This window comes from Bradyrhizobium sp. WSM1743 (assembly GCF_000473065.1).
Classification (GTDB): Bacteria; Pseudomonadota; Alphaproteobacteria; order Rhizobiales; family Xanthobacteraceae; genus Bradyrhizobium.
In genome coordinates, this window is the sequence record NZ_AXAZ01000027.1 from 76,084 (window position 1) to 89,027 (window position 12,944).

At 66.7% G+C, this 12,944-nt stretch carries 10 protein-coding genes, 1 tRNA gene and 1 pseudogene; 6 read left to right on the forward strand and 6 right to left on the reverse strand.

Translation table 11 applies throughout. From position 1 onward, the window contains the following. Positions 1 to 155: 155 nt before the first annotated feature. Entirely contained in the window at positions 156 to 2,102 is a 1,947-nt protein-coding gene (gene acs, locus YU9_RS0118505; RefSeq protein ID WP_027574161.1) for an acetate--CoA ligase, read from the reverse strand. 399 nt (positions 2,103 to 2,501) lie between these two features. Here acs and YU9_RS0118510 point away from each other — a divergent pair, with 399 nt between their 5' ends. Continuing rightward, positions 2,502 to 3,671 (forward strand): DNA topoisomerase IB, encoded by a 1,170-nt coding sequence (locus tag YU9_RS0118510; RefSeq protein ID WP_027574162.1) that lies wholly within the window; start codon positions 2,502 to 2,504, stop codon positions 3,669 to 3,671. Between the two features lie 45 nt (positions 3,672 to 3,716). Here YU9_RS0118510 and YU9_RS0118515 read toward each other — a convergent pair whose 3' ends face one another. Continuing rightward, positions 3,717 to 4,172: an SRPBCC domain-containing protein gene (locus YU9_RS0118515; protein WP_027574163.1), complete on the reverse strand. Its 456-nt coding sequence runs from the start codon at positions 4,170 to 4,172 to the stop codon at positions 3,717 to 3,719. A gap of 111 nt (positions 4,173 to 4,283) precedes the next feature. Between YU9_RS0118515 and YU9_RS0118520 the strand changes: the two genes are divergently transcribed. Next, positions 4,284 to 5,363, forward strand: coding sequence for an adenylate/guanylate cyclase domain-containing protein (locus tag YU9_RS0118520; RefSeq protein ID WP_027574164.1), 1,080 nt, complete (start codon positions 4,284 to 4,286; stop codon positions 5,361 to 5,363). A gap of 236 nt (positions 5,364 to 5,599) precedes the next feature. Here YU9_RS0118520 and YU9_RS0118525 read toward each other — a convergent pair whose 3' ends face one another. The 3 genes from YU9_RS0118525 to tsaD are packed head-to-tail and all read right to left on the reverse strand — an operon-like array spanning position 5,600 to position 8,072. Further along, positions 5,600 to 6,013 carry an EVE domain-containing protein gene (locus YU9_RS0118525; RefSeq protein ID WP_027574165.1) on the reverse strand — a complete coding sequence of 138 codons (414 nt, stop codon included), beginning with the start codon at positions 6,011 to 6,013 and terminating at the stop codon, positions 5,600 to 5,602. Between the two features lie 2 nt (positions 6,014 to 6,015). After that, complete coding sequence (locus YU9_RS0118530) at positions 6,016 to 6,996, reverse strand: NAD(P)H-dependent glycerol-3-phosphate dehydrogenase (protein ID WP_027574166.1); 981 nt, start codon at positions 6,994 to 6,996, stop codon at positions 6,016 to 6,018. A 2-nt stretch (positions 6,997 to 6,998) separates the two neighbouring features. Continuing rightward, a complete protein-coding gene (gene tsaD / locus YU9_RS0118535) occupies positions 6,999 to 8,072 on the reverse strand; it encodes a tRNA (adenosine(37)-N6)-threonylcarbamoyltransferase complex transferase subunit TsaD (protein WP_027574167.1) in 1,074 nt (357 codons plus the stop codon). Between the two features lie 151 nt (positions 8,073 to 8,223). On the opposite strand from tsaD, the gene YU9_RS0118540 reads away from it, so the two are divergent. The 4 genes from YU9_RS0118540 (at position 8,224) to YU9_RS0118555 (ending at position 12,272) form a co-directional block, all read left to right on the forward strand. Next, complete coding sequence (locus YU9_RS0118540) at positions 8,224 to 8,970, forward strand: uroporphyrinogen-III synthase (protein WP_027574168.1); 747 nt, start codon at positions 8,224 to 8,226, stop codon at positions 8,968 to 8,970. Positions 8,971 to 9,046: 76 nt separating this feature from the next. Beyond that, positions 9,047 to 10,285 carry a COG4223 family protein gene (locus YU9_RS0118545; protein WP_027574169.1) on the forward strand — a complete coding sequence of 413 codons (1,239 nt, stop codon included), beginning with the start codon at positions 9,047 to 9,049 and terminating at the stop codon, positions 10,283 to 10,285. 35 nt (positions 10,286 to 10,320) lie between these two features. Then, a complete protein-coding gene (locus tag YU9_RS0118550) occupies positions 10,321 to 12,096 on the forward strand; it encodes a heme biosynthesis protein HemY (RefSeq protein ID WP_027574170.1) in 1,776 nt (591 codons plus the stop codon). A gap of 100 nt (positions 12,097 to 12,196) precedes the next feature. Next, a tRNA-Thr gene (locus tag YU9_RS0118555) sits at positions 12,197 to 12,272 on the forward strand. 263 nt (positions 12,273 to 12,535) lie between these two features. Here the strand turns inward: YU9_RS0118555 and YU9_RS49065 are convergent. Beyond that, a pseudogene (locus YU9_RS49065) lies at positions 12,536 to 12,944 on the reverse strand (IS481 family transposase); the annotation flags it as partial.

Genomic DNA, 12,944 nt, shown 5'->3' on the forward strand with positions numbered 1-12,944 from the left:
AGGAGGGGCACGCTCTCGTGTCCCGGACGCGGCGCAGCACGAAGTGATGCGACGCTGGACCCATATTGCGAGGGTCGGTGTTGATAGAATGGGCCCCGGTTCTGCAGCGCACCGCTAAAGGAGCGCTGCGCTGCATCCGGGGCACGAGATTTTTCTTACGCCGATTTCCGGTTCTGCCGGTTCTTGACGAGATCATCGACCACCGCGGGATCGGCCAAGGTCGAGGTGTCGCCGAGACTGCCCGGCTCGTCCTCGGCGATCTTGCGCAGGATGCGCCGCATGATCTTGCCGGAGCGGGTTTTGGGCAGACCCGGCGCGAACTGGATCTGGTCCGGCGAGGCGATGGGGCCGATCTCCTTGCGCACCCAGGTGACGAGCTCCTTGCGCAGATCGTCCGTCGGCTGCACGCCGGCCATTAGGGTGACATAGGCGTAGATGCCCTGGCCCTTGATGTCATGCGGGAAGCCGACCACGGCCGCTTCCGACACCTTCTCGTGCGCGACCAGCGCGCTCTCGACTTCTGCGGTGCCCATGCGATGGCCGGAGACGTTGATGACGTCGTCGACGCGGCCGGTGATCCAGTAATAGCCGTCGGCGTCGCGCCGGCAGCCGTCGCCGGTAAAATACTTGCCCTTATAGGTCGAGAAATAGGTCTGCTCGAAACGGGCGTGATCGCCATAGACCGTGCGCATCTGGCCCGGCCATGACCGCGTGAGACAGAGATTGCCGGTGGTCTCGCCTTCCAGCACCTTGCCGTCGGCGTCGACGATCTCCGGCACCACGCCGAAGAACGGCTGCGTCGCCGAGCCCGGCTTCAGCTTGGTCGCGCCCGGCAGCGGCGTGATCAGGATGCCGCCGGTCTCGGTCTGCCACCAGGTGTCGACGATCGGACAGCGGTCGTCGCCGACGACGCGGTGATACCACTCCCAGGCTTCGGGATTGATGGGCTCGCCGACCGAGCCGAGCAGGCGGAGCGAGGCGCGCGAGGTCTTCTTCACCGGCTCGTCGCCCGACTGCATCAGTGCGCGGATCGCGGTCGGCGCGGTGTAGAAGATGTTGACCTTGTGCTTGTCGATGACGTTCCAGAACCGCGAATTGTCAGGATAGTTCGGCACACCCTCGAACATCAGCGTGGTCGCGCCGTTGGCGAGCGGCCCATAGAGGATGTAGCTGTGGCCGGTCACCCAGCCGACGTCGGCGGTGCACCAGTAGATGTCGCCGTCGTGATAGTCGAAGACGTACTGATGCGTCATCGAGGCGAACACGAGATAGCCGCCCGTGGTGTGCAGCACGCCCTTGGGCTGGCCGGTCGAGCCCGAGGTGTAGAGGATGAATAGCGGATCCTCGGCGTGCATGTGCTCGAGCGGGCATTCGGTCGTCACCATCGCCGCCGCCTCGTGGTACCAGAGGTCGCGCGTCGGGTTCATGTCGACCTTGCCGCCGGTGCGCTTGACCACGACGACCCAGTCGACGCCGTCCGTCTTGGCGAGCGCCGCGTCGACATTGGCCTTCAGCGGCACCTTCTTGCCGCCGCGCAGGCCTTCGTCCGCGGTGATGATGACCTTGGATTGGCAGTCATTGATGCGCTGAGCGAGGCTGTCCGGCGAGAAGCCCGCGAACACCACGGAGTGGATCGCGCCGATGCGTGCGCAGGCCAGTATCGCATAGGCGGCTTCGGGAATCATCGGCAGGTAGATGGTGACGCGGTCGCCCTTCTTGACGTTGCGGGTGCGCAGGATGTTGGCCATCCGGCAGACCTCGTCGTGCAGCTCCTTGTAGGTGATGTGCTTTGATTGCGAGGGATCGTCGCCTTCCCAGATGATCGCGGTCTGGTTCGCGCGCGAGTGAAGATGCCGGTCGATGCAGTTATGGGCGACGTTGAGGACGCCGTCCTCGAACCATTTGATCGAGATGTTGCCGGGGGCGAACGAGACGTTCTCGATTTTGGTCGGCGCCTTCATCCAGTCGAGGCGCTTGGCCTGCTCCGCCCAGAAGCCGTTCGGGTCCGAGATCGAGCGGGCGTACATCTCCTTGTACTTGGCCTGGTCGACCCAGGCACGTTTCGCCCACTCCGCGGGGACGTCGTAGATCTTCTCGGACATGCTTCCCTCCACATGCGGCAGGCCGAACGCCAGCGATCGGCGGGCCGACTTGATCATTGACTGATTATGCGTCGGGCTAACCGGACCCGACAAGGAGCACAAGCTGGACCTTCGGCGGGCTGCCGGCCATGCAGAGGATCAAGGCACCTGCTGCGACTGTCGCAGATCTGAAACAGGCCCGCGGGCGCCTTTTGGGGTGTTTACCCGTTTGCGCGGAACAGCCCGGCGCAGAGCCTCATGCATCAATAGAGGTATTTAGGAACCTCTTCTCACTGATTCGGGACTCGCAATACGGTTCGGAACACCCTAAATGGCCAACCCGGGTCCAAAGAGACCCCCGGAACAAAAATCAGAACACCGGCATTGGTCGATAACAGGCAGGGCTAAAGGCGTAAGGTTATGATGGATCAGCAGAATTTCGGGACGATGCGGCCCGCTTCAGCCGATCCTGCCGCCATTGCCCTCGCCAAAGCCCTCGGACAATGGCCGAAACCGGCTCCTTTCAGGCGCCCGAGCCCGAAGAAGGTCTTCGACACCACGCCCGCGGCGACGGTCGAGGCGCTCGCCAGGGAGCTCGGTCTGCGGCTCGGTGACCAGAACGAGCTGACCATCCGCCGTATCAAGCGCGGCAGGGGCTACTCCTTCGTCCGTCCCAATGGCGCGCACATCCGTGATGCCCGCACCATCCGCCGGCTGCACGCGATGGCGGTGCCGCCGGCCTATCGCGAGGTGCGCTACTCGGCCGATCCCAACTCGCACCTTCAGGCGGTGGGCCGCGATGCCGCGGGCCGGCTGCAATATCGCTATCACGCCGATTGGGAGAAGGTCCGCGAGCACCGCAAGGCGCACCGCCTGGAGAAGCTCGTCGGCGCGCTGCCAAAAATCCGGCGCAAGGTCTCGGCGTTCCTATCGGGGGACGAGCCGACGCGTGAGTTCGCGCTCTCGGCCGTGATCGAGCTGATCGCGCGCACCGCGATCCGCCCGGGCAACGAATCCTATGCCCGCCTCAACGGCACCCGCGGCGCCACGACGCTGCTGAAATCCAACGTGACGCTGGAAGACGACAGCTTCGTGCTGACCTTCAAGGCAAAGGGCGGCAAGGCGGTGCGTAAGGAGTGCGGCGCGGCCAAGCTGGTGCGCGCAATCGGCATTTTGCAGGGCGTCCCGGGCAAGCGCATGTTCCAGTATCGCGACGCCTACGGCATCGTGCGCGCGGTCAACACCACGCAGGTCAATGCGTTTCTGCGCGAGATCGCCGGCATCAAGATCTCGCTGAAGGATTTTCGCACCCTGATGGCGTCCGCCGTCGTGGTGGAATCGCTGTCGCGGATCACACCGGCGACCAGCCAGCGCGGCCGCAAGAAGCAGGTGCTGGACGCAATCCGCGCCGCCGCGGACAAGCTCTCCAACACGCCGGCGATCTGCCGCAAGAGCTACGTCCACGACACCATCGTCACCGCCTTCGAGGACGGGATCCTCGAGCGCTTCGCCGCGACCATGAAGGGCCAGCGCTCGCAGGCAAGGCGCGAGCAGCTGCTGGCGCAGGTGGTGGCGACCGCGGCAGTGTAGCGCCGGCAAACCTGTAGCAGCGGCAACCACAGAGCTGCACGTCCGCTACGCCTTGTCGGACACACCCTTATCTGGACCGGGATCGTTGCCTGCCGCCGCGATCGTGAGCCGTTCCAGATAATGCGCCCATCCCTTCGCATGCGCGGCCGCCTGCGCCTCGCTCGGCAGGCCGCTATGCGTCATGCGCAGCAGCGTGCCGCCGTCGCGCTCGATCAGGTCGATCTCGATCAGGCTCGATCCGGGCGGCACTTCCTGACCGCCCTCCCAGCCGAACGTGTAGGCCAGACGATGCACCGGCACGACCTCGCGAAAGGCGCCGCGAGCAACGCCACCGCGCGGGCCGATGCCCTTGAGCAGATAGAGCCCGCCGGGATGCGGTTCCGTGGTCGCGTCGGAGCCCATCCAGCTCAGGATTTTCTCGGGGTCGGTGAGATAGGCGAAGACGGTGGCACGCGGGGCCGCGATCTGGGTCTCGCGTCGCACCATGAACGGCTCGGTCATCGGCGACATCCCTGGTGTTTGCCTTGGCTGACGATGGCACATGGCGGCGCTGCGCCGCTCCGTCAAGGATTGCCCGTGACAAAGATGGCCCTGCTTCGCCATCATCGGGCCATGCATCTGTCCCCGACCCTTGCCTGGCTCGTCGATGCCGCCTCGGATTGCCCCGGAGCCGACCACCTGCTCGCGGAACTCGGCGCGCATCTGGTCGCCGACGGCGTGCCGCTTGCGGCAGGCAGCCTGACGTTGGAGGTGCCGCATCCGCTGATCGCGAAGCGCACGTGGCTGTGGCGTGCCGACAGCGGTCAGGTGATCGAAGCGCTCGGCTTCGCACCTGGCGGGCTGGCGCCAGACCCGCCGAACGATGCCGGCCGCCGCTGGCTGCGCGACATCGCGCGCGGCGAGGTGCAGGAAGATGCCGTTGGACGGCCCGATGGGCCGTTGCTCGGCTGGATCGCGCAGCGTCCGTTCAGGGCAGGCGAAATCGAGCAATTGCGCCAGGCTGCTCGCTTCGCGGCGACGCCCCTTGCCGTGCTCGCCGCGCGCGCCACGTTGCGCGCGACGCTGGACGCTTATCTCGGCAAGCGCAGCGCGGAGCGGGTGCTGGCGGCACCTCTGCGCCGCGATCTCGGCGAGACCATTCAGGCCGCACTGCTCTATGCGGATCTGCGCAATTTCACGAGCTTGTCGGAAACCTCACCGCCAGCCGATGTCATCGCGGCGCTCGACGCCTGGTTCGATCGCATCGCCGGCGCCGTTCACGCCTTTGGCGGGGAGGTGCTGAAATTCATCGGCGACGGCGTGCTCGCGATCTTTCCGGTGGTCGAGGCGTCACCGCGCCGCGCCTGTGATGCCGCTCTGCGCGCGGCAAGCGCAGCCGAGGCTGGGATGGCGTACCTCAATAAGGAGCGCCGCGCGCATGGGCTGCCGCCACTGTCGTTTGGCGCCGCGCTCCATCTCGGCGAGATGCTGTGGGGCAATATCGGCGCCGCCAATCGGCTCGATTTCACCGCGATCGGTCCCGCCGTCAATCTCGCCAGTCGTCTCGAGGGATTGTGCAAACCGCTCGGGCGGACCGTGCTCGTGTCTGGGGCGCTTGCGGCCGAGACGGACATGCCGCTGATCGCCCTCGGATCGCATTGGCTGCGCGGGATTGCGGCGCCTTGCGAGGTGTTTGCGCTTGCGGAGCCGTGAGGCCGGATATTGCAGGTCGTTGCGCGACGGCCGCGCCAAACTCTCGGTGTCGTCCCGGCCTAGTGCGCAATTGCGCACGGGGGGCCGGGACCCATGACCACAGTATTGCATTGTTGTGTGAGCTGGTACCCACCGAGTCTTCGCAAAACGATTGCTGTGGAGTGTGGGTCACGGATCTGCGCGCGCCTAAGAGCGCGCCTGTCCGGGACGACGGCGGAGAGTTAAGGCGGCAGCGCCTACAGCCCGCCCATCTTGCAGACGAGCTTCCACTCCTCTGCCGTCACCGGCTGCACCGACAGGCGCGAATATTTCACCAGCGCCATGCCTTCGAGCTTCTTCTCGGCCTTGATCGCGGCCATCGTCACCGGCGTCTTCAAGGGCTTGTCGGCCTTGATGTCGACGCAGACGAATTTGCCGGTCTTGTCGGTCGGGTCGGGATAGGCCTCCTTGATGATCTCCGCGATTCCGACGATCTCCTTGCCCTCGTTGGAATGATAGAAGAACGCCTTGTCGCCCTTCTTCATGTTCACGAGGTTCTGGCGCGCAGTGAAATTGCGCACGCCGGTCCAGGCCTCGCCCTTGGCGCCCTTCGCAACCTGCTGGTCCCAGGACCACACTGACGGTTCGGATTTCACGAGCCAGTACGCCATGCTTATTCCTCTGCCTTGAAGGGGCGCGTCATCAGCGCCGAGATCGCGGCATCGATCGTGCTTCGGCCGCTCAGGATCGATGCGACCGCTTCTGATACCGGCAACTCGATGTTTTGCGAAGCCGCGAGTTCGATCAACACGGGGGCTGTGAACTCGCCCTCGGCGAGCTTGCCGGCGGGAGGCTGCTCGCCGCGCCCGAGCGCGAGTCCGAGCGCGAAGTTGCGCGATTGCGGGCTCGCGCAGGTGAGGATCAGATCGCCGAGACCGGACAGGCCGGTGAGCGTTTCACTGCGCGCGCCGAGCGCGCGGCCGAGGCGCGTGAGCTCAGCAAAGCCGCGGGTCGTCAGCGCAGCCTGGGCGGAGGCACCGAGCTCGCGTCCGACCGCGATGCCGACCGCGATCGCCAGCACGTTCTTGGCGGCGCCGCCGATCTCGACGCCGCGGACGTCGGTGGAGTGATAGGGGCGGAATGTCGGCGAGCCCAGCGCCTGCACAAGGCTGCTGGCCAACGCCTCATCGCTTGCCGCCAGGGTCACGGCCGTCGGCAGGCCACGTGCGACGTCGTCGGCAAAGCTTGGGCCTGACAGGATCGCCGGCAGCGCGTACGGCGCGGCCTCGGCGATCACGTCGGTCATGAATTTGTGGGTGCCGTGCTCGATGCCCTTGGCGCAGGCGACGATCGGGATGGGTTTTGCGAGATGCGGGGCCAGCATGTTGACCGCGCCGCGCAGGTGCTGCGCGGGCGTTGCGATCAGCAGCATGTCCGCGCGCGCGGCGATCGCGAGATCGCTCGTGACGACAATTTCCGGAGCAAGCCGCACGCCGGGCAGTCGCGGATTGTCGCGCGTCGATGCGATTCGCGTCGCATGCTCCGCGTTGCGCGCCCAGAGCGTCACGCTCCGCCCTGCCCGCGCCGCCACCGTCGCCAGCGCCGTACCCCAGGCGCCCGCGCCGATCACCGCGACGGATTGGAACGCGGTCATCGTCAGAATCCCGCCCGTGTGTTGCCGTAACCCGCAGGCGCCGTCGCGTTGGCGTCGAGCAGCCACCGTGCGCGCGGCTGCGCCTCCATCGTGTCGGTCAGGCCGAGCGCGAGGCGTTCGGCGCCTGCCCAGGCGATCATCGCGCCATTGTCGGTGCAAAGCGCGGGCGGCGGCATGATCAACTCCGTTCCGGCCTGCCGCGCCATGTCATACAGCGCGCCGCGGATCGCCTGATTGGCGGCGACGCCCCCGGCAGCGACCAGCGCGCGCGGTGCGCCGAACTGCTCGCGGAAAAGCTTCAGGCCAACGCTGAGACGGTCGGCCGTCGAATCCAGCACCGCGGCCTGAAAGCTCGCGCAGAGATCGCTGATGTCCTGTGGCGTGATCTCAGCCAGCCGGCTCGCTTCGGTGCGCACCGCCGTCTTTAATCCCGACAGCGAGAAATTGGCATCCGGGCGCCCCTGCATCGGCCGCGGAAATGCAAAGCGCGTGGCGTCACCGCCTGCCGCCGCGCGCTCGACCTGCGGTCCGCCGGGATAGGGCAGTCCCAGCATCTTCGCGACCTTGTCGAAGGCTTCGCCGATGGCGTCGTCGACCGTAGTGCCGAGCCGCACATACTGGCCGACGCCGGTGACCGCGACGATCTGGGTATGGCCGCCGGAGGCGAGGAAGAGGCAATAGGGAAATTCGATGCCGTCGGTGAGGCGCGGCGTCAGCGCATGCGCTTCGAGATGATTCACCGCGACCAATGGCGTGTCGTGCACCATCGCGATCGCCTTCGCGGTGGTGAGCCCGACGATGACGCCGCCGATCAGGCCCGGGCCCGCGGCGGCTGCAACACCGCTCAGCTGGGCGAAGCCGATGCCGGCCTCGCGCATGGCGCGATCGATGATGCCGTCGAGCAGATCGACATGCGCACGCGCCGCGATCTCCGGCACCACGCCGCCGAAGCGAGCATGCTCCTCGACCTGCGACCGCACGATATTGGACAGGATCTTGCCGCTGCCGTCGCCCGCGCGCTCGATCACGGCCGCGGCGGTCTCGTCGCAGGTGGTTTCGATGCCCAATACCAGCATTGGCGAATTGTTATCCAATTTGCGCCCTTGCGCTCATCCGTAAAGCAGAGTTCTGGTACGTCCGGTAGCATCCCGGGGCCAGATTGCGCAATCGTCACGCGCAGCCGTCCAGGTCAATGCGTCACCGCCACGTGGTTCGGGAACACCAGCGATGTCCATTCTTGTCACACGGCCGCATCCCGACAATGAGGCGACGGCGGAAAGTCTGCGCGCGCGTGGGCATCTGGTGCTGCTTGCGCCGGCGCTCAAGTTCGAGCCGGTTGCCTTCCGTGGCGAGAGTGAAGCGCCCTACAGTGCCGTTCTCGTCACCTCGGCCAACGCGATCCGCGCCGTCGCGCCGCAATTGCCGGACCTCGGCCTGTTGGAGCTGCCTTTGTTTGCGGTCGGCGAGCATACGGCTGCTGCGGCGCGCGAGGCCGGTTTTGTCGAGGTGATCGTCGCCGGCGGCGATGCTGCTTCCTTGCGCGACAAGGTGATGCAGAGCGCACGCGACAAGGTGCTGAAGAAAAAGAGCACGCTGCTGTATCTCGCGAGCGCGGATCTGTCGCGCGACCTCGGCGACGAGCTCGGAGCGGAGGGTTTCCGCGTGGTCACGCAGACCACCTATCGCATGGCGCCGGTCAAGCATCTGCCGCGCGAGGTCTGCGAGGGCTTTGCGGCCCACGGGATCGAGGCGGTGCTGCACTACTCCCGGCGCAGCGCACGCGCCTTCCTGGACGCAGCGCGGGACGAAGGCGTCGAAATCTCGGCGCTGGCGATCCCGCATTGCTGCCTGTCCGAGACGGTCGCGGGCGTGCTGCGCGATGCCGGCGCGTCACAGGTTCTGGTGGCCGCAACGCCGGACGAAACTGCCTTATTCGACACCTTGGAGCGTGCGTTGCGCACCCGTTTGGCGTAAAGGTCGGGCCGAATCCGACGCAATCTGGTCCACCCAAGGATCTACGCAAGGTATGGAAGTGTGAGGAACCGTCACGATGGCCGATGACAAGCCTGAAGACGCTGGATTGGCGCCCGACACGGGCCGTGCCAAGCGCACCCCGCCCACCATCGACCTCGAAGCCACAGAAGTCTCCACCCAGCCGCAGCAGGTCGCGGGCGAGCCCGAGGCATCCGAGCATGCTGCGCAGGAGCAGGCCAGGTTCGAGGAAGGCGGATCGGAAGAGGTCAAGGCCGAGCCTCAGCCCGGGCCTGCAGAGGAGCAGGTTTCCGCAGCAGCCGCGCCTGTGTCAGCGCCGATTTCCCCCTGGGTAATTGCGCCGTTCTCCGGTGCTGTCGCAGCGGCGGTCGTGATCGCGGTCGGCTGGATGCTGGGCTGGCCCGCTGTGCAGGCCCCGCCGGCCGCGCCGCAGGTCACCAGTGCGACAGTCGACGCGCTGAGCGGACGCGTTGCTGCGGTCGAGGCCAAGGCCGGCAAGCCCGCAGCCGATCCGGCCATGGCGGCGCGGATCGACGCGCTGGAGAAATCCGCAAGCATCCTGCGCAGCGACATTGCCAATCTGCGTGCGCAGTTCGACAAGACTGCGAATGCCCTGAACGACCCGAAAGTGGCGTCGCCTGCTGCCGCGCCTGATCTTGCCGCTGTCCTCGACCGCATCGCTCGGCTTGAGCGCGCCAGCAAGACGGAGCGCGCCGAGCTTGCGCAGCAGGGCGAGAAGATCGCGGACGCCAGGACGGTGGACGACAAGCCGCTCCGCCATGTGGTGGCAGCGGCCCTGCTCGATGTCGCCGTTCGCCATGGCGACCCCTATCAATCGCAACTGACCGCGGCGCGGACGCTGGCGGGCAAGCCCGACATGCTGAAGCCGCTCGACGCGTTTGCATCGTCCGGCATTCCTACGGCGGCCGCGCTGAGCCGCGAGCTCCTCAACATCGTGCCGAAGCTGTCGCCGCCGGCAGAAGCTCCGGCCAGCGACGCCGGCATTGTCGAGCGTCTCCAGGCCGGCGCGTCAAAGCTCGTCCGCATCGAGCGTACCGACGGGGTCGGCAACGATCGCGGTGCCATCGTTGCACGCGTGACGGCGGCTGCGCTCCGCAACGATTTCGTGGAAGCGCGGCGCGAGCTGAAGACTCTGTCCGAGGCCGATCGTGCCGCGGCGCAGGCGTGGCTCGACAAGACCGATGCCCGCGATGCCGCGCTCGCCGCGTCCCGCAAATTCGCCGACGATGCCATGGCGGATCTCGCCAAATCTGATCCGGTCAAGCCTGCTCAATAAGGTTCGCGCAACAATCGGCGCGTATAGGGATCGCCATGCTTCGCATCGTCCTCTTTCTCGTCCTGATCGCACTGGCGGCGGCCGGTGCGGCCTGGGTTGCCGACCAGCCCGGCGATCTCGTTCTGACCGCGGGTGGTTTCCGCATCTCGACGACGCTTCCCAGGTTCGTATTCTTGCTTGGGCTGTTTGCCGTCGCCGTGGTGCTGGTCTGGAGCATCCTGACGATGATCTGGCGCACGCCGGGGCGCCTGCGCCGCCGTCGCCACGAAAAGCGCCAGGCGCGGGGACGCCACGCCATCACCCACGGCCTGCTCGCGATCGGCCATGGCGATCCTGCGCTCGCCCGCCGCCACGCCGAGGCGGCACGGCGGCATGCGCCGAACGATCCGCTCGCGCTGCTGCTGCACGCGCAGTCGGCGCAGCTCGAAGGCAATCGCGACGAGGCGCAGCGCGTCTTCCGCGCCATGGCCGAACGCGAGGACACGCGCCTGCTCGGCCTGCGTGGCCTGTTCATCGAGGCGCAGCGCGCCGACGATGCGGTCGGGGCGGTGATGGTCGCGGAGGAGGCGATCAAGCTGTCGCCGTCGTCGACCTGGGCCTCGCACGCGGTGCTCGGCTTCCGCTGCGCGCGCGGCGACTGGAGCGGCGCGCTTGCGATCCTCGATTCGAATCTGTCCGCGGGCCAGATCGACAAGCCGACGTATCGCCGGCAGCGCGGCGTGCTGCTCACCGCGCGCGCGTTGGAATTGGAGACGATGGATCGCGACGTCGCGCGCGAGAGCGTGATGGAGGCGGTCAAGCTCGCGCCGACCGTGGTGCCGGCCGCCGTGCTCGCGGCAAAATTCGAGAGCGAGGCGCATCAGGTTCGCCGCGCCATGAAGCTGGTGGAAGCGGCCTGGCTCGCCAATCCGCATCCCGATCTCGCCGATGCCTATGCGCATGTGAAGCTCGGCGATTCCGCGCGGCAGCGCCTGCAGCGGGTCGAGACGCTTGCGGCCAAGACGCCAGCCGACAAGCCCGGCCATATCGAGGGCCAGCTCGCGATCGCGCGCGCCGCGATCGGCGCCTCCGAGTTCGCCCGCGCCCGCCAAGTGCTCGCGCCCTACGTCAGCGATCCCACCCAGCGTGTCGCCCTGCTGATGGCCGAGATCGAGCGTACCGAACACGGCGACGGCGGCCGAGCCCGCGCCTGGACCTTGCGCGCGGTGCGCGCCCGCCTCGATCCCGCCTGGACCGCGGACGGCTATGTCAGCGAGCGCTGGCGTCCGGTCTCCCCGGTCACCGGCCGCCTCGATGCGTTCCAGTGGCAGACACCGGTCGCGAGCCTGCCTTCGGACAAGGGCGCCACGATCGAATCCTCGGCCTTCGAGGAAGCCATGCTGGCCGCTCCGCCGCCGAAGCGGGTGACCGCCCCGCCCAGCGCAGGTCCGATGGAACCGCCGGTGGTGGCCCCGGTGCCGGCACCGGCTGCCCAGGACAATTCGCCCCCTGAGCCCAAGGAAGTTGCCAAAGAAGCTGCCAAGGAAACTGCCAAGGACGATGAGCCGGCCGTCACGGCCTCCGAGCCGGCGAATCCGGCTCCGGCGCCCGCCGAATCATCGTCGCCGGCGCCGACGCCGGTGTTCCGAACCCGAGCCGACCTCGGCAAGCCGGCACCTGCGCCGATCCAGGCCGTCATCCCGATCGTCCGTGCACCGGATGATCCCGGGATCGACGACGACGGCCCCAGCGATGAATTTACGGAACAAATCGGTACGCCGAAGGCCCAGGCCGGCGGCTGGCGCGGATTCTGGTCCCGCTGGGGCGCATGAGGCGCATTTCAAGCCCGGCTTGTCCTTGCCAATTCCGGCCATGCCCGATATCAGGAGCGCGCGTATCGGGGCCGGCATCGCCTAGGTCCCGGCAGGGTTCGCCGCAATAGCTCAGTCGGTAGAGCACGTCATTCGTAATGACGGGGTCGGGGGTTCGAATCCCTCTTGCGGCACCAGCGCCTTGGCTGTCCAGCCCGGACACATAGGTAACAGGTCGTACCTAAGACATGGGTGACAACCTCGTGCCGAACGGGTTGTCGAGGGTTGCAGGGTCACTCACTCCAAGCATTCATGGCACAGCCGCATTGTTGCTCGGCACGCGCGTTCGCCGTCAACCCCGCGCGCCAAAGGCGCGCCCCTGCGGGCTTCGGGGGGTGACCGCTCAGCGCGGCCGAGCCAAGGGCTGCCATTCCAAGAATGAGCAAGACCTGCCTCTCGGTCAAAGCGAGGATGTCGTACCGGAGACATCGGTGACGGGCTTTGGGCCGAATGGGTTGTCGAGGGGCTGCAAGGTCTTTTGCTCCAGGTCGAAGTAGCCCAGATCGTAGTGCATGAAGCTGACGAGCCAAATGCCGTCGTCGACCTCCTTGATGCCGAGCTTTTGGCCGGCCAGCACGACGGAGATATTGATTTTCTTGCGGTGCAGGCAAAGGCGCCCACAGGATGTGATGACGACGTCTCGATCGTGGAAGGGATAGGTCAGTTCGGGCAGGCCATCGTAGCGGCGTGCTGAAGCTGTGTAGAGGTCTGCGGGACGCTTCATATCGAGAGCTTCGTGAGGGCGTTCCTCATTGAACTCGTGCCGGAAGCTATCAAAGCGATCCTGCTGCTGGAGGCTGTTGAACCCC

Excerpts from the sequence above, each read along its gene's own strand:
- acs (WP_027574161.1), bottom strand. The coding sequence starts at position 2,102 with ATGTCCGAGAAGATCTACGACGTCCCCGCGGAGTGGGCGAAACGTGCC.
- YU9_RS0118510 (WP_027574162.1), top strand. The coding sequence starts at position 2,502 with ATGATGGATCAGCAGAATTTCGGGACGATGCGGCCCGCTTCAGCCGAT.
- YU9_RS0118515 (WP_027574163.1), bottom strand. The coding sequence starts at position 4,172 with ATGACCGAGCCGTTCATGGTGCGACGCGAGACCCAGATCGCGGCCCCG.
- YU9_RS0118520 (WP_027574164.1), top strand. The coding sequence starts at position 4,284 with ATGCATCTGTCCCCGACCCTTGCCTGGCTCGTCGATGCCGCCTCGGAT.
- YU9_RS0118525 (WP_027574165.1), bottom strand. The coding sequence starts at position 6,013 with ATGGCGTACTGGCTCGTGAAATCCGAACCGTCAGTGTGGTCCTGGGAC.
- YU9_RS0118530 (WP_027574166.1), bottom strand. The coding sequence starts at position 6,996 with ATGACCGCGTTCCAATCCGTCGCGGTGATCGGCGCGGGCGCCTGGGGT.
- tsaD (WP_027574167.1), bottom strand. The coding sequence starts at position 8,072 with ATGCTGGTATTGGGCATCGAAACCACCTGCGACGAGACCGCCGCGGCC.
- YU9_RS0118540 (WP_027574168.1), top strand. The coding sequence starts at position 8,224 with ATGTCCATTCTTGTCACACGGCCGCATCCCGACAATGAGGCGACGGCG.
- YU9_RS0118545 (WP_027574169.1), top strand. The coding sequence starts at position 9,047 with ATGGCCGATGACAAGCCTGAAGACGCTGGATTGGCGCCCGACACGGGC.
- YU9_RS0118550 (WP_027574170.1), top strand. The coding sequence starts at position 10,321 with ATGCTTCGCATCGTCCTCTTTCTCGTCCTGATCGCACTGGCGGCGGCC.